At 34.7% G+C, this 16,517-nt stretch carries 15 protein-coding genes and 1 other annotated feature; of the genes, 10 read left to right on the top strand and 5 right to left on the bottom strand.

The features are described 5' to 3' along the window. The first annotated feature begins 479 nt into the window (after window positions 1-479). The 8 genes from FP435_RS00550 to FP435_RS00585 all read left to right on the top strand — a co-directional run bounded on the left by FP435_RS00550 (window position 480) and on the right by FP435_RS00585 (window position 8,792). On the top strand, window positions 480-1,481 hold the full coding sequence (locus tag FP435_RS00550) for a PTS sugar transporter subunit IIB (protein ID WP_265483816.1): 1,002 nt from the start codon (window positions 480-482) through the stop codon (window positions 1,479-1,481). 11 nt (window positions 1,482-1,492) lie between these two features. Next, the gene (locus FP435_RS00555) at window positions 1,493-2,296 is read left to right on the top strand and encodes a PTS mannose/fructose/sorbose transporter subunit IIC (protein WP_265483817.1); all 804 of its coding nucleotides are present in this window, start codon (window positions 1,493-1,495) and stop codon (window positions 2,294-2,296) included. 19 nt (window positions 2,297-2,315) lie between these two features. Then, window positions 2,316-3,254: a PTS system mannose/fructose/sorbose family transporter subunit IID gene (locus tag FP435_RS00560; protein ID WP_265483818.1), complete on the top strand. Its 939-nt coding sequence runs from the start codon at window positions 2,316-2,318 to the stop codon at window positions 3,252-3,254. A 31-nt stretch (window positions 3,255-3,285) separates the two neighbouring features. Continuing rightward, window positions 3,286-3,648, top strand: a complete 363-nt coding sequence (locus tag FP435_RS00565) for a DUF956 family protein (protein ID WP_265483819.1) — start codon at window positions 3,286-3,288, stop codon at window positions 3,646-3,648. A gap of 158 nt (window positions 3,649-3,806) precedes the next feature. Next, on the top strand, window positions 3,807-5,186 hold the full coding sequence (locus tag FP435_RS00570) for an amino acid permease (RefSeq protein WP_265483820.1): 1,380 nt from the start codon (window positions 3,807-3,809) through the stop codon (window positions 5,184-5,186). 4 nt (window positions 5,187-5,190) lie between these two features. Then, window positions 5,191-6,576 (top strand): amino acid permease, encoded by a 1,386-nt coding sequence (locus FP435_RS00575; RefSeq protein WP_265483821.1) that lies wholly within the window; start codon window positions 5,191-5,193, stop codon window positions 6,574-6,576. A gap of 79 nt (window positions 6,577-6,655) precedes the next feature. Continuing rightward, a complete protein-coding gene (locus tag FP435_RS00580) occupies window positions 6,656-7,381 on the top strand; it encodes a gamma-glutamyl-gamma-aminobutyrate hydrolase family protein (protein WP_265483822.1) in 726 nt (241 codons plus the stop codon). Window positions 7,382-7,394: 13 nt separating this feature from the next. Continuing rightward, complete coding sequence (locus FP435_RS00585; RefSeq protein WP_265483823.1) at window positions 7,395-8,792, top strand: APC family permease; 1,398 nt, start codon at window positions 7,395-7,397, stop codon at window positions 8,790-8,792. 95 nt (window positions 8,793-8,887) lie between these two features. On the opposite strand, the gene asnA is transcribed toward FP435_RS00585, so the two are convergent. Beyond that, window positions 8,888-9,901, bottom strand: a complete 1,014-nt coding sequence (asnA, locus tag FP435_RS00590) for an aspartate--ammonia ligase (RefSeq protein WP_265483824.1) — start codon at window positions 9,899-9,901, stop codon at window positions 8,888-8,890. 60 nt (window positions 9,902-9,961) lie between these two features. Continuing rightward, window positions 9,962-10,220 (bottom strand) — a binding site (T-box leader). Window positions 10,221-10,337: 117 nt separating this feature from the next. Here asnA and FP435_RS00595 point away from each other — a divergent pair. Then, entirely contained in the window at window positions 10,338-11,252 is a 915-nt protein-coding gene (locus FP435_RS00595) for a DMT family transporter (RefSeq protein ID WP_265483825.1), read from the top strand. 387 nt (window positions 11,253-11,639) lie between these two features. On the opposite strand, the gene FP435_RS00600 is transcribed toward FP435_RS00595, so the two are convergent. From FP435_RS00600 to thiD, 3 genes are all read right to left on the bottom strand, one after another. After that, window positions 11,640-13,025 (bottom strand): APC family permease, encoded by a 1,386-nt coding sequence (locus tag FP435_RS00600; RefSeq protein ID WP_265483826.1) that lies wholly within the window; start codon window positions 13,023-13,025, stop codon window positions 11,640-11,642. Then, entirely contained in the window at window positions 13,006-13,689 is a 684-nt protein-coding gene (locus FP435_RS00605) for a type 1 glutamine amidotransferase (protein WP_265483828.1), read from the bottom strand. Before FP435_RS00605 ends, FP435_RS00600 begins: the two co-directional genes overlap by 20 nt. Before the next feature lie 121 nt (window positions 13,690-13,810). Continuing rightward, window positions 13,811-14,626: a bifunctional hydroxymethylpyrimidine kinase/phosphomethylpyrimidine kinase gene (gene thiD, locus FP435_RS00610; protein WP_265483829.1), complete on the bottom strand. Its 816-nt coding sequence runs from the start codon at window positions 14,624-14,626 to the stop codon at window positions 13,811-13,813. Between the two features lie 90 nt (window positions 14,627-14,716). Here thiD and FP435_RS00615 point away from each other — a divergent pair, with 90 nt between their 5' ends. Further along, a complete protein-coding gene (locus FP435_RS00615; protein ID WP_265483830.1) occupies window positions 14,717-15,487 on the top strand; it encodes a tyrosine-protein phosphatase in 771 nt (256 codons plus the stop codon). A 37-nt stretch (window positions 15,488-15,524) separates the two neighbouring features. On the opposite strand, the gene FP435_RS00620 is transcribed toward FP435_RS00615, so the two are convergent. Continuing rightward, window positions 15,525-16,514, bottom strand: a complete 990-nt coding sequence (locus tag FP435_RS00620; protein ID WP_265483831.1) for a LacI family DNA-binding transcriptional regulator — start codon at window positions 16,512-16,514, stop codon at window positions 15,525-15,527. Between the last annotated feature and the right edge of the window lie 3 nt (window positions 16,515-16,517).

Consider the following 16,517-nt stretch of genomic DNA (forward strand, 5'->3'; position numbering starts at 1 on the left):
TACTCGGGAATGATATTCACGAGTATGTTGGTTCTATACTAATATAACAGATAGAAAAAGTATCACTTCTCCTAAGGAGAAGTGATACTTTTTCTATTTATAGAATTTTAAATTCTTCTTTTTGAGATTTAGATTGAACCAATTGTGCGGTTGATACCTTTTAATATACATCTCTTTTACTGGATAAAAAGATAAGAGCGTTAACAAGGAAAGGTATTATGATTTTTAGAAGAAAAATTTGCTTGGCTCCCTCATGATCCTCCTCGTAAAATTAATCCGCTGAGAAAAGACTTTAATTTTTTGGATAAGGAAAAAATATTATAATTTCCTCCCTCTCTTCTAGAAATTCAATTTTGATAAAGTATCTATAAGGTTTATGCAAGCATTTTCATTAAGAATGTGGTATTATATAAAAGTAAACGTATACATTCCTAATTTATAGGTATTTCGTGCAATTTTTGATTAAGGGGGAAATCAAGATGGTAGGAATTATCTTAGCGAGTCATGGGGGATTTGCTGAAGGTATATTTCAATCTGCAGAGATGATTTTTGGTAAACAAGAAAATCTAGTTCCTTGTATATTGAAACCTGATGAAGGCCCAGATGATATTAAAGCGAAGATGAAAAAGGCAATTGAGTCTTTTGATAATCAAGATGAAGTGTTATTTTTAATTGATTTATGGGGAGGAACTCCATTTAATCAAGCTAACAATCTGGTAAAGGAACATTCGAGTAATAATTGGGCAATTGTTACTGGAATGAATTTGCCAATGGTTATTGAAGCCTTGGGGCAACGAATGGCTAGTGAAAAGGCTGATGAAATTGCCAGTGCCATTGTTAAACCGGGACGTGATGGGATAAAGACCCAACCAGAAAGTTTGATGCCAAAAGATACAGTGGCTCAATCTAAAGAAAAATCTCCTGGAAAACAAGGATCAATTCCGGAAGGAACAGTCTTGGGAGATGGGCACATAAAATATGGATTAGCTCGAATAGATACTCGTCTTCTTCATGGACAAGTAGCAACTGGCTGGACCAAGAGTATCAATCCTTCAAGAATTATTGTAGTTTCTGATAAAGTAGCAAAAGATAAACTAAGAAAATCAATGATTAGAGAAGCCGCTCCAGCAGGGGTTCCAGCTAATACTATTCCTATTAAAAAAATGGTAGAGGTGGATAAAGATCCACGCTTTGGAGATACTAAGGCGCTAGTACTTTTCGAAAATCCTCAAGAAGCTCTTCAAGCGATTAAAGATGGAGTAAATATAAAGGAAATTAATCTTGGGTCTATTGCATATGCAGATGGAAAAGTAAATGTAAATAAGGCTATTGCAATGGATCAAGCAGATGTAGATGCTATCAAAGAAATGAAAAAAATGGGAGTAAAATTTGATGTACGAAAGGTACCGAGTGATAGCCCAGAAAATATTGATAGCCTTTTGGCAAAAGCGGAAAATGAATTAAAGAAGCAAGGTAAATAGGAGAAAATAATATGAATGCTATACAGATGATTCTGGTAGTGGTTGTTGCTTTCTTAGCTGGTATGGGAGGAATCCTAGATCAATTTCAATTTCAACAACCATTGGTCGCATGTACATTAATTGGATTAGTCACAGGTAACCTAACTTTAGGTGTCATTCTTGGTGGATCCCTTCAAATGATTGCACTAGGTTGGGCAAATATTGGAGCTGCGGTAGCACCTGATGCTGCCTTAGCATCAGTAGCATCTGCTATTATTTTAGTGCAAGGTGGACAAGGTCAAAAAGGAATTGGTACTGCAATTGGTATTGCAATTCCATTAGCAGTTGCAGGACTATTTTTAACAATGTTGGTAAGAACAATTTCAATTTGGATCGTTCATAAAATGGATAATCAAGCTGAAAAAGCAAATTGGCGCGGAATTGATATGTGGCAATATGTTGCATTAGCTCTTCAAGGATTAAGAATTGCTATTCCAGCAGCATTACTTTTGACCATTCCTGCTAGCGTAGTTCGTCAAGGATTAGAAGCTATGCCACAGTGGTTAAATGATGGAATGACGATTGGTGGGGGAATGGTAGTAGCGGTTGGTTATGCAATGGTTATTAATATGATGGCTAGTCGTGAAGTGTGGCCTTTCTTTGCAATTGGTTTCTGTCTTGCTGCTATTAAGGAATTAACTTTAATTGCCCTTGGTGGGATTGGATTAGCAATGGCCTTAATGTACTTAGCTTTAGAAGGCTCAAACAAGGGTAACAATAGTGACAGTAATAGTGGATCTGGAGATCCACTCGGTGACATTTTAGATGACTATTAAACCGAGAGGAGGTAGCAAGATGGCAGAAACGACTTTAAAAAAAGACAATAAAATTAAATTAAGTAAGGCAGATAGATGGAGAGTATGTTGGCGTTCTACATTTATTCAAGGTTCATGGAACTATGAAAGAATGCAAAATGGTGGTTTTGCTTATAGTATGATCCCAGCTTTAAAGAAGCTCTATCCTGAGAAAAAAGATATGAGTGGTGCCTTAAAGCGTCATTTAGAATTCTTTAATACACACCCATATCTGGCAGCTCCAATTTTGGGAGTAACATTAGCTTTAGAAGAAGATAGAGCAAATGGTGCAGAGGTAGATAATCAAGCCATTTCTGGAGTTAAAGTTGGTATGATGGGACCTTTAGCCGGAGTAGGTGATCCGGTATTTTGGTACACAGTTCGACCAATTATTGGTTCTTTGGGAGCTTCTCTTGCTTTAAGTGGAAATATTTTAGGACCAATTGTTTTCTTTGTTCTATGGAATGTAATTAGAATTGCCTTCTTATGGTATACTCAAGAATTAGGTTATAACGCAGGAACAAAGATTACTGAAGATGCTTCAGGTGGACTATTACAAAAGATAACTCGTGGAGCTTCAATGATGGGGATGTTTGTTATTGGAGCATTGATCGAAAGATGGGTAAATATTGATTTTAAGCCTGTAGTGTCAAGAACTCCTCTCCAAAAAGGAGCATATATTGATTGGAATAGTCTTCCAGCAGGTGCCAAGGGAATCCAAAAAGCATTGTTAGAATGGAATAAAGGAGATGGCATGTCCTTGACAAAGGTAAAGGAGACTACTCTTCAACAAAACCTTGATCAATTGATTCCTGGGCTTGCAGCTATTTTACTTACCTTCTTATGTATGTGGCTTCTGAAGAAAAAAGTATCACCAATTATTATCATTATTGGTATCTTTATCTTAGGTATTGTGGGTCATGTAATTGGCTTGTTCTAATAAAGATAGTTCTTAATAAAAGAGGAGGACTATGGTTCAGTCACTAAATTCAGCAGTAGAATATGTTGACTCTGGAACTTGGTTTCGGGGGATGCCAAGTTATGGGAAAATTATGATTGGTAACAGAGGATTTGAATTTTATCGAGAAAATAATATAAAGGATTATGTTCAAATACCTTGGAATGAAATTAATCTAATCATTGCTGATGTATATTTTAAAGGAAAGTATATTCCGAGATTTCAAATTCGTACAAAGAGAAATGGAGATTTTTACTTTGCAGCTCGCCATGTAAAACCAACTTTACGAGCTATTAGGAAGCATATTCCAGCAGATAATATCAGAAAATCTTTATCGTTTTGGCAAAAATTGAAACGCGGCTTTATGGAAAAATGATAAAAACCTGAGTGTATACTCAGGTTTTTTTGTTATTAAAAAGAAAAATAGGATCTAGAGTTGTCAAGGAAGGAGCCATGTATTAAAATTAAATTTAATGTAACATTTATTTTTAACTAGTATTATTTAAGGTATTAGTTTTAATATGGGAGAATAAAATGAAAACGCGTAAGTCAAATCCAAGTTTGCAACGTTCGATGACCGCAGGCCAAATGGAAATGATTTCACTTGGTGGGGCAATTGGTGTTGGTTTGTTTATGGGTGCAACAGCTACCATAAAATGGACTGGGCCTTCTGTTTTGCTTGCCTATTTATTTGTGGGAATTATTTTGTATGTAGTAATGAGAGCACTGGGAGAAATGCTCTATATAAATCCAGGAACAGGATCATTTGCTGATTATGCGGCTGAATATGTTCATCCAATAGCGGGGTATTTAGCTGAATGGGCGAACGTTTTTGAGTATATTGTTGTTGGGATGTCTGAGGTAGTAGCCGCAACAGAATATTTAAAGTTTTGGTGGCCGAATATCAATGTTCTTTGGTCTGGAATTATAATTATTGCTTTTTTGCTATTAGCTAACTTAGCTAGTGCAAAGGCTTATGCATCTTTGGAATTCTGGTTTGCGATGATTAAAGTTATTACGATAATTTTAATGATTGTATTGGGCTTATTAGTTATCTTCTTTGGGGTTGGTAATAATGGAAAGCCAACAGGATTTAGCAATTTGTGGGCTCATGGAGGTTTCTTCACGGGAGGATTAAAAGGATTTATTTTTTCTTTATCTATTATTGTAGGTTCATATGAAGGAATTGAACTTTTAGGAATTTCTGCCGGAGAGGTTGCTGATCCACAAAAGGCAATTGTAAAAAGTGTAAAATCTGTTTTATGGCGTATCTTAATTTTCTATGTGGGAGCAATCTTTGTAATTGTAACTATATATCCTTGGGATGAATTGAGCAGTATGGGTTCACCATTTGTAACTACATTTGCTAAAGTAGGAATTACAGCTGCGGCTAGTGTGATAAATTTTGTTGTCTTAACAGCAGCCTTATCAGGAGCTAACTCAGGTATTTATTCTTCAAGTAGAATGCTCTTTAAACTTGCGCATGATGGAGAAGCGCCTAAAACATTTGGTCATATTTCGAAAAGAATTGTTCCCAACCGGGCAATTATGGGAATTACCGGGGGAATATTTGTTGGATTTTTATTGGATGTAGTAGCAGCAACAATTAATAAATCTACTCAGGACTTATTTGTTGTAGTTTTTTCATCCTCAGTATTACCAGGAATGATTCCATGGTTTGTAATCCTATTAGCAGAGTTACGATTTAGAAGAAATAACCCTGATCTGTTAAAAGATCACCCTTTTAAGTTGCCTTTATACCCCCTATCTAATTATTTTGCTTTTATAGTTTTAATTTTAATTGTAGTATTTATGTTTATTAATCCAGAAACTCGAATTTCAGTTGCTGTAGGAGCGATTGTCTTAATTGTAGCAGTTTTAGTCTATTTGGTTAGACACCGTAAGAAAGGATAAAAGTATGGAAAAAGAAAAACAGTCAGCCCCCAAGTTAAAACGATCGATGTCAGCAGGACAGATGGAAATGATTTCTCTTGGTGGAGCAATTGGAGTTGGACTTTTTATGGGTTCTACTTCGACCATTAAGTGGACAGGGCCATCAGTATTATTAGCCTATATGTTTGTAGGAGTGATTCTCTATATCGTTATGCGAGCACTAGGGGAGATGCTCTATGTGAACCCAACGACAGGATCATTTGCTGATTATGCAACTGATTATATTTCTCCGTTAGCAGGATATTTGGCAGAATGGGCTGCTGTTTTTCAATATATTGTTGTTGGAATTTCAGAAGTTATCGCAGCCATAAGTTACTTAAAAGTTTGGTGGCCAAATATTAGCGATTTATGGACTGGATTAATTATTATTGGCTTTTTAGTATTAGCAAATATTGCAAGTGCTAAGGCGTATGGATCATTAGAATTTTGGTTTGCAATGATCAAAGTAGTAACAATCATTCTAATGATAATTTTAGGCTTTTTAGTAATTTTATTTGGTGTAGGAAATCATGGGCAGCCAATTGGATTTAGTAATTTGTGGTCTCATGGTGGATTTTTTGCTGGTGGTATAAAAGGTTTCTTCTTTTCAATGGCGATTATTGTCGGATCTTATGAAGGAATCGAAGTAATCGGAATTTCTGCCGGAGAAGTTGCTGATCCACAAAAAGCTATTGTTAAAAGTGTAAGAACAGTATTGTGGCGCATTTTAATTTTCTACGTGGGAGCAATCTTTGTAATTGTGACAATTTATCCTTGGAATCAACTTCAAGCCATGCAGTCCCCATTTGTGGAAACATTTATGAAGGTGGGAATAACAGCAGCAGCAAGTATCATTAACTTTGTTATCTTGACAGCAGCTTTATCAGGAGCTAACTCAGGTATTTATTCTTCAAGTAGAATGCTCTTTAAATTAGCACATGCGGGGGAAGCACCTAAAGTATTTAAGCATATTTCTAAAAGAGTCGTTCCAAATTATGCAATTTTTGGAATTACCGGGGGAATTTTAATTGGATTTATTTTAAATTTAATTGCTTCTACAATTAATAAATCAATGAGTGAATTATTTGTTACAGTTTATAGTTCCTCTGTCTTACCAGGGATGGTAGCATGGTTTGTAATTTTATTAGCAGAATTAAAATTTAGAAAAGAAAATATAGAATTAATGAAGGACCATCCGTTTAAATTACCTCTATATCCATTCTCAAATTATTTTGCTTTATTTATGTTAACAGTAATTGTAATATTTATGTTTATTAATCCAGAGACGCGAGTTTCAGTGAGTGTAGGGGCAGGAGTATTAATCATTGCTGTACTGTTTTATTTAGTAAAACATAAGAGTATTAAAAAGTAAGCAAAAAAGCCTTTCTTACTTGTCGTAAGTGGGCTTTTTTTGTATATTAATTTTAGAATGATTAAGGAGGTAGAAGATTATGAAACCACTTATTGGAATATCAGGATCAGTTATAATTGATGATGGAGGAATTTTCCCAGGGTACCATCGAAGCTATGTAAATGATGATTATATTGATTCTGTAATCCAAAATGGAGGAATTCCATTTATTATTCCATTTAATCAGGATGAAGAAGTAATAAGAGAACAGATGAAGAATGTGCAAGGACTTATTTTGTCAGGCGGACATGATGTAGATCCTCATAATTATGGTGAAGAACCAGAGCAGAAATTAGGAAACATCTGGCCAGAACGGGATAAGTTTGATATGTTACTTTTAACGTTAGCAGAAGAAAACCATATTCCTGTTTTGGGAATTTGTAGAGGAGCACAAATTATTAATGTAGCCCATGGGGGAACTTTATATCAAGATTTGAGCTATCGCCCAGAAAAGACTTTAAAGCATTCTCAAGGACAAACTCCTACTTTAGTTACTCATACTGTTAAAACACTTAAAGGAAGCAAGATTGCAGAGTTGCTGGAGACAGATAGCTTACAAACAAATTCATTTCACCATCAACTACTAAAAGATGTTGCTTCTGATTTTAAAGTAACTGCACGCTGTGTAGATGGAGTAGTAGAGGGAATTGAAAATTCCGATGGGTCTGTAATTGGGGTACAATGGCATCCAGAAATGCTTCATAGAGTAAGTAAAGTACAAAATAATCTTTTTAAACATATAATTGATAATGCTAAAAAGAACTAAGGAATAAATTACTATGAATAAAAATGAAAGTGATAAATTAGGTTTTTGGTCGATAGTTTTATTAGCGATTAATGCTATTATTGGCTCAGGAATCTTTTTAACGCCTGGAAGTGTAGTTCAGCAGGCAGGATCACAAGCTTTACTAGTTTATTTTATTGCGGCAATTTTTGCTTCAATTTTAGCAATTTCTTTTTCTGCAGCTGCAAAATATGTTACAAAATCGGGAGCAGCCTATGCTTATTCCAAGGCTGCTTTTGGGAATAATGTAGGATTTTACATGGGAAGTTTGCGATATTTTTCTGCAAGTGTAGCTTGGGGAGTAATGGCTGTAGGTGTTATAAAGTCAACAATTTCAATTTTTGGTGGAAACCCAAATAAAAAGTTAAGTGTGACAATTGGCTTTTTAATTTTAATGGCAATAATTACAGTGATTAATTTATTTGGTCAAAAAGTTTTAAAATGGGTAATGAACTTAGCGACTATTGGGAAATTAGCGGCTTTAGTATTAATTATTATTGCTGGAGTGATTCTGTTAATAATCACAGGGGCTTCAAGCAATTTATCTGAAGTAAATAATATTACCCAAAATGGTCATAAAATTGTACCGCCGTTAACTACTACAGGTTTTGTAATGGCAATTGTAGCGGCGTTTTATGCCTTTACAGGATTTGAATCAGTAGCATCGGGATCTGATGACATGAAGGATCCAGATAAGAATTTACCTCGGGCAATTCCATTGGCAATTTTAGTAATTGCCGTGATATATATTGGAGTAGTAGCGGTAGCAATGGTGCTAGATCCAAAAGCTTTAATGACTACAACACAAGTTGTGGCAATTGCAGCTATTTTTAAAAATGAAATTTTACGAGATGTAATTTTAGTTGGAGCATTAATTTCAATGTTTGGAATTAATGTGGCTTCCAGTTTTAATGCTCCACGTATTTTAGAAGCGATGGCAAGAGAAAAGCAGCTATCTGCAAGTTTAACTAAAAGAACAAAGAATAATTTCCCTATTCGAACATTTTTTGTATCAGTTGCTTTAGCAATATTAATTCCATTAGCTTTTGAATATAATATGACTAATTTGATTACCCTAAGTGCAATGGTAAGATTCTTAGGGTTCATTGTTGTTCCAATTGCTGTGATTCAATTCTATCGTGGAAAAAGTGCGGAACCTATTTTAAAAGGCCATCGAAATTTATTTACTGATGTAATTTTACCAATAATTTCTGTAATAATTGTTATTTTCTTGTTAATCGAATACAATTGGAAAGCACAATTTGGAATTATTGTAAATAATAAAATAGTAGGGATTAATTGGTATGCGGTTGCAATGATGATATTTGGATTCATTCTCTTGCCACTAATTATGTTTATCATTTCTCGCTCAATGAGAAGCAAAGAAAAATAAAGGCTGTGAAAAAAGTCTTACTTAAGCTAAATAAAATACAAAAATCGTCAATATTAAGGTAATAAAACCAAAATATTGACGATTTTTATGTGATATTATAATAAATTAATTCCGTGACGTTCGCATGCATCAATCATTTCAGGTGGCCAAATACTTGCTTGCACTTCACCAATATGAGCTTTTCCTAAAAGCATCATGCAAAGTCTTGATTGGCCAATACCACCACCAATAGTGTAAGGAAGTTCTCCGTTGAGAAGCATCTTATGGAAAGGTAATTCGGCTCTTTCTTCAGCATCAGCTTTTATTAATTGGCGTTTCAATGATTCTTCACTAACGCGGATCCCCATAGAAGAAATTTCAATTTTACGGTTAAGAGGCTCGTACCAGAAAATAAGGTCGCCATTTAATTGCCAATCATCATAGTCAGGAGCACGGCCATCATGTGGTTTACCGCTACGTTGTAGCTTATCACCGATTTTCATTAAAAATACTGCTTTGAGTTCTTCAGCAATTTTGTTTTCGCGTTCTTCTGGCGTTAAACTAGGCCATCTGTCCTCCAATTCTTGAGTAGTAACAAATTCTACTTTTTCAGGAAGACGATAAATAGAACCAGGGTAACGCTTAAGAAGTTTATGCTCAGTGGCTTTAATGGCTTCAAAAATAGTTTCAACAGTTTTATATAGGGTGCTCAAATCACGTTCTTCTTTAGAGATAATTTTTTCCCAATCCCATTGATCTACATAAATAGAGTGGAAGTTGTCAACATCTTCATCACGTCGAATGGCATTCATATTAGTGTATAAACCTTCGTGCATATTGAAGCCGTAACGTTTAAGCGCAAGTCGTTTCCATTTTGCCAATGAATGAACTACTTCAATGATGTTATCTTTGTCCATTGATTTCATATCAAATGCAACGGGGCGCTCTACACCGTTTAAATTATCATTTAGACCTGTTTTTCTTTCGACAAACATTGGGGCAGACATACGTTGCAAGTTTAAGGCTTCGCTGAGGTTGTCTTGAAATGTTTGTCTAATAAACCCAATTGCTGATTCTGTATCACGAATGTTTAAAGCTGAATGGTAACCTTCTGGTAAAATCAATGTCATAATAAATTACTCCTTAAATTTAAAATTTGAAGTAAAGAAAAAGCCCTTCACTTCCCTGAATACAGGGACGAAAGGCTTTTTTCCGCGGTACCACCCAAATTGTCTATAGCAAGTATAGACCAACTTATTAGAGAACACCAACATGTTCTCCCGGTTTGGTAACGTACCGGCGACGGCTATCACTTACTTTAACATCGTTAGTTGGGTGAGCGGCTTGAGGAAAAAGTGTTTTTCAATAATTCAGGGTCTGCTAAATTTTCACTATCATTAACTCACTGAAAGAAATAAATTATTTACTCTTCTTTTTCATAGCTGTTTAATTATTATGTTAATTATATTAAAACCCTCTTAAGAAAAAATTGCAACTAAAAATATGCAGAAAAAATTATTTTTTTCTGTTATGATTGATGATGCTTAGAAAAAGAGAGGGAAAAAGATGGCTAAGAAAAAAAGATTATGGACATTTTTAGCGGCATTAGCTTGTGTATTTTGGGGAGTTTCTGGTTTATTTGCTAAAGGTTTATTTAATATCAGCGCTGAAATCACTCCAATTTGGGTAACACAGGTAAGAATGATAGTTAGCGGAATTGTGTTATTAATTTTAGCTCAAGCAACCGGAAAAAAGCCCTTTAAAGTAATGACAGATAAAAAGGATATGGTAACTGTAATAGCTTATGGATTATTAGGACTATTGCCCGTACAATATTGCTACTTTGTAGTTGTACAGCAGGCAAATGCGTCTATAGCAACTATTTTGCAGTTTGTGGGACCCTTTTTTGTGATGATTTACATGGTAGTTTTTGAGCACCAAGTTCTGCGTGTGTTAGATATTCTTGCAGCAGTAGGAGCATTTATTGGTGTTTTCTTTTTAGCAACCCATGGAAACTTTAATCATCTTTCTTTGACTCCTGTTGTGTTATTTTGGGGCTTTTTATCAGCCGTGGGAGTAGCTACAAATACTTTGATTCCTAGAAGACTATTGGATCATACCTCAAGTCTTGTAGTAACGGGATGGGGTCTCCTGTTAGCAGGAATTTCTTTAGTAATTGTTCATCCTTCTTGGCCTCATTTGCCTAAAAATCAAATGGTATTTTGGTTAATGTTAGGAGTAATAGTAATTGGCACGATTATTCCATTTCAATGGATGATGGGGTCCTTACGCTACATTAAACCATCAACTGCAACTTTGCTTGATGCTTTTGAGCCGGTAGCTGCAACGTTAGGATCTGTATTAGTGTTTGGATTGGTCATGGTTCCAATTGATTGGATTGGATCAGTAATGATTATTTTGGCAGTAATGGCTTTAAGTTGGCAACCAAAAAGTGAAAGATTAAAAGAAAGACCGAATTGATCAAGAAATGGTTGGTTTTCCCAGGAAATATTAGAGTTACTTTTGCTCGAAGAAAGAAAAAAGAAATAAAAATGCTAGTCAATATGTAATTGCGTTTAAAAGGAAAAATGTTACATTTTTTATCAGAACATATAATTTATATAATAATTGTCATTAGTGTATTTATAATTCGAAGAATGATTCATCAGGGTGGTGCTTCTAAGTTACAGGAAAATATTTATAAGGGAGGATCATGTTTAATTATCCTAATTTTTTTGATTAGAGTTACTCTACAACAGGAATATATCCTAGCAATCTTTATTCCAATTTTTGCATTAGCAATTATATATTACTTAAAAGAAATAATTCACGATATAAGACATAAAAAATAGTGCTCGGTAAGGAGCACTATTTTTGTGTATTTAATTTACTATGTTTATATCCATATACGAAATAAATTAAGAGACCAAAGCCAAACCAAATTGCAGCAAAAATGAAAGTTTTAATTGGTAAGAAGAACATCATTCCAATACATGCCAAGGTGGAAATAATTGGAATTACAGGATAGAAAGGAACTTTAAAACTTGCATCTGGAATATCACTACGTTGGCGCAATAAAATTACTCCAAAGGAAACAAAGGCAAAAGCTAATAAAGTTCCGATTGAAACTAAATTAGTAAGTTCGTCTAATGAAAAAATTCCACCCATTAAAGCAATAATAGTGGTGACAATCCAGAGAGAATTTTCTGGTAGACCATGTTTATCAATTTTCCCTAAAAAGCTAGGAAGTAAACCATCACGTCCGATTGAATAAATAAGGCGTGAGCTGGAGTAAATCATGGAAAGCATCATTGTACTCATCCCTACAATTGCACCAATTGAAAGTAAGTCAGCAATCCATCCTTGGTTAACTTGCTTTAAAGCAAAAGCTACAGGATTAGCAACATTTAATTTATCAAAATGAACCATTCCGGTTAATACAATTGAGACCGCCATATACAAAATAGCCGCAATAATTAAAGTCCCAATAATCCCGATGGGCATATTTCTTTTAGGATTTTTAACTTCTGCGGCTGAAGCAGAAACAACATCAAATCCAAGAAAGGCAAAGAAAACGGTAGTAGCGCCATGGAAAACTCCATTAGCACCAAAAGGAGTAAAGGGTTTATAGTTAGCTGGCTTAATGAAAAATAACCCTACTCCTATAAAAATAAAGATGATAGCAATTTTAATTACAACAGCAATATTATTTAATTTAATTGAGGTTTTTAAACCCCGTGATAAGAGTAAAGCAATTAAAAACACGCTGATAACAGCAACTAAATTAAAATAAGTTCCACTGGCAGGATTATAGGCGTTCTCTAATTGGTGTGGCAAATGCAAGCCCACACTGTTAATTAAAGAATGAAAATAGGCAGCCCAACCAGCTGAAACAGCGGCAACTGATAACATATATTCTAATACTAAGGCCCATCCCAAAATCCAACCAATAATTTCGCCATAAAGTAAGTTACCATAAGAATAGGCACTTCCCGCAACAGGGATGCTGGAAGAAAGCTCAGCATAACACATACTACAAAGACCACACACAATAGCCGCAATAACAAAAGATAATGTAACGCCGGGACCAGCTTCAGTGGACGCTACAGTGCCTGGTAAAATAAAAATCCCGGTACCAATAACGGCTCCAATTCCTAAAGCTAATAAATCGCCTGCACCTAAAGTTTTGACAAATTTTTTATCAGTTCCTAAATAACGAGAAAGGTTTTCTTTTCTAAAGGGATTGAATTTCATTCTTTAATCGCTCCTCATGTCGCTGTAATATTAACTTAACTATTCCTTGTGCGACATTAATATTACGCAATAAAGGTCCATGGGCATAAGATCCAATAAAGTTTTTGTAGCGTAATCCTTCTTGCTGATCTTGAGGGTTGTTGCCAAAGCCTTCAATCATCTTTCCAAAAGGACGAACTTTTTCTTTGTCATCAAAGTACGTTTGACCAGAGTGATTTTCAAATGCCTTAACTTCACCCCATTCGGTTTTAAAACGGGTATCTCCAATCATTCGCTTGTCAGCCTTAAAAATAGTATGAAGTGGAAGAATATCTAATCCTTTAATAGTTACACCAGAATTTGTTTTATAATAAGAACCCATTAATTGATAACCGCCACAAATACAGAGCATAGGACTATTACTTTCAATATAATTCTTTAAGGTATCGCGATGGCGTAATAAGTCTTTAGCAATTACAGTTTGTTCAAAATCTTGCCCACCACCGAAAAAGATAAAATCATAGTCTTGAGCGTTAAATTTGTCTTCTAGTGAAATATTGTCAACTGAAGTTTCATAACCTTGTTTTTTTAAAAGATAAGCAATTACTTTAACGTCCCCAGAATCACCGTAAGTATTCATTAAGTCTTCGTATAAATATGCAATTTTAATTTTGTGGTCAGACATAGCTGTCCTCCTTAATAATGAAATATTGATTAAAAATATAGTTAATTTTAGCATAGGGTGAAAAATATATGCAATGTAGTTAAAATTAAAGTCCTAGGAGTAATTTCCTAAGACTAATTTATTATTCTTTATTGCTAATTTCCTGAGCTTTAAGATGGTTAATTGGCCCCCACTTACTTCCTACTTCAATTGGATGAGCAATTGCTTGATAGGTAAAATCTTTAGCAATTTTTACAGCAGTAAGTATATTAGTACCTTTAGCTAATTCAGCTGTAATAACAGCAGAAAGTGTATCACCAGTTCCATTTACCCGATCAGTAGCAACGTATGGTTTAGTTAGCCAGATATCATTACCATTTTCTAGAAGTAAGTAATCGCGCACTTCAGTAGATCCTTCAGGATGTTTACCCTTTAAAAGAACATTTTTAGCACCCATATTTTGAAGCATTTTTGCGCTACGCTGAATCTCATCATCGCTGTCTAGCTGTGAACCAGTTAATTTTTGTGCTTCAAAAAAGTTTGGTGTAATAATGGTAGCCAACGGAACAAGTTTTTCTAAAAAAGCTTGATAAGCATCATCAGCTAATAAAGTTGCACCATGTTTAGTAATAATTACAGGGTCTAACACGATGTTTTTCATATGATACTTTTTGAGATTATGCGCTACTAAATCAATAATTTCTTTATTAGCTAACATTCCTGTTTTTGTTGCTTTAATATCAAAGTCGTCATTTAAGACTTCGAATTGCTTGTTAATAAAACTTGCAGGCATAATTTGTTGGTCAAAAATTCCTTTAGAATTCCCTGCTACAGCGGCTGTTAATAATCCCATGCCATAAACACCTCGTGCGTAAAATGCATGAAGGTCAGCAGGCATTCCTGCGCTACCGTCACTGTCATGTCCTGCAATAGTAAGAGCTTGTGTAAATTGAGCCATAAAAAACTCCTTTCTATTGATACTTTTTTGTTGTTTTATTATAGTATAGAAGTTTAGTCACAGAAAAGAAACTAAAGAAGGAAAAAAGATATGAAAAATGAACGTTTAGTAAAATTAGAAGGAGCAAGTAATTTTAGAGATTTAGGTGGATATCAAAATAAGGAAGGTAAAACAGTAAAGTGGCATAAGATATACCGCTCTGATTCATTAGCAGACCTTACAAAAAGGGATTTGGAAAAACTCTCTGCGTTGAATATTGTAGAGGATCTAGACTTACGTTCAAATTATGAACAAACAATTGCCCCTGATCGAGTATGGAAAAATGTTAAAAAAATTGATGTTCATCTTTATGAAGAAGGAGATGAGAAAATTTCTCCGGAAATAAATGAAAAAAGTGTATTAGTGGAACCTTTACCTTTGGTGAAGACCTATTTGGGGCAAATTTATCAAAAGGCTCTTTTAAATCCTGTAGCTAAAATGGCTTTTAGGAAAGTTTTTGAAACGTTATTAACCTTAAAGCAAGACCAAGCACTTGTTTTTCATTGTACGATGGGCAAAGATCGTACAGGAATAGTAGCAGCTCTAATTTTAATAGGTCTAAGTGTGGACTTAGAGACAATCACAAAAGACTACTTATTAACTAATAAAGTGGAACTTCTTAATTGGCAGGACCAATATGGCTCTGGCAATGATCTAGAAGAAATGATTGAAAAGATGAATGTGACTGCCGCTGATCAAGAATCAATTTTAGCACTCATTGAAACCCTCAAAAGTTTTGGAGGATTCAAAAATTACTTTATTAATGAATTAGGATTTACAGAAAGTGACTTTAAATATTTTCGAGAAAACTATTTAAACTAAAAAGACTACCGTACATTAAATTGGTACGGTAGTCTTTTTAAAGAGCGGTAGAAGAAGTACTTTTTAAAAGTTTGACAGGCAAAATGTAGGGGGAATTACAAAGTGTTAAGTCAGGATTTTTAATTCTTTCTTCTAAAAGTTTTACTAATATTTGGGCAATATCACTAATTGGTTGAACAATTGTAGAGAGAGTTGGATAGTAGGTTTGAATAAAATTTGTTCCATCAAAACCGACGACTTTCAATTCTTGGGGAATAGAAATTTTTAGTCTTTTTGCAATTTTAATGATTAAGAGGGCTGTTAGATCATCTGCAGCTACAATTCCATCAACTTGATGATTTTTTAGTAGTTTTTCAATAGCCATTTCTTTAAGAGCCGGAGTATCACCAAAAATTACAGGATAAATATGTTGGTTTAGCTGTAAATCAGCCATAGCTTTTTGGTAGCCTTTTAAGCGTCGGTCAGTAGGATGACCATCAGAAATTGGATTACCAACAAAGTAAATTTTGGAAGCGCCGTTTTGAAAGAGGTCTTTAGTAGCTAGTTCTCCGCCATGAAAGTTATCTGAAGTTACAATTGGAATATTGGGGGAAAGTTTCCGATCAAAGGAGACAATTGGGAGTCCAGTTTTTTTGTATTCTTCGATACCTAAATTGTGCGCACCAGCAATAATTCCATCTACCTTGTTTGCCATTAACATTTGCAAGTACATTTTTTCTTTTTCTTTATTTTTTCCGGCATTACAGAGAATCATTTTGTAACCAGCTTGAAAAAGAGAATCTTCTATTTTACTAACTAGTTCTCCGAAGAAGGGATGCGCTACATCGGGGAAAATTACACCTATTAGCTTAGTTTTCTTGCCTTGAAGTGAACGCGCAGCAGTATTTGGTTGGTAATTTAATTCTCTCATGGCCTGGTAGACTTTGTTGCGAGTCTTTTCACTTATATAGCCATAGTTGTTTATTACCCGGGAAACTGTAGTGGGAGAACAATGAGCTCTCTTTGCGACATCAGTTAATTTGATCATAAT

The sequence above is a fragment of the Lactobacillus sp. PV037 genome (assembly GCF_014522345.1).
Lineage (GTDB): Bacteria > Bacillota > Bacilli > Lactobacillales > Lactobacillaceae > Lactobacillus.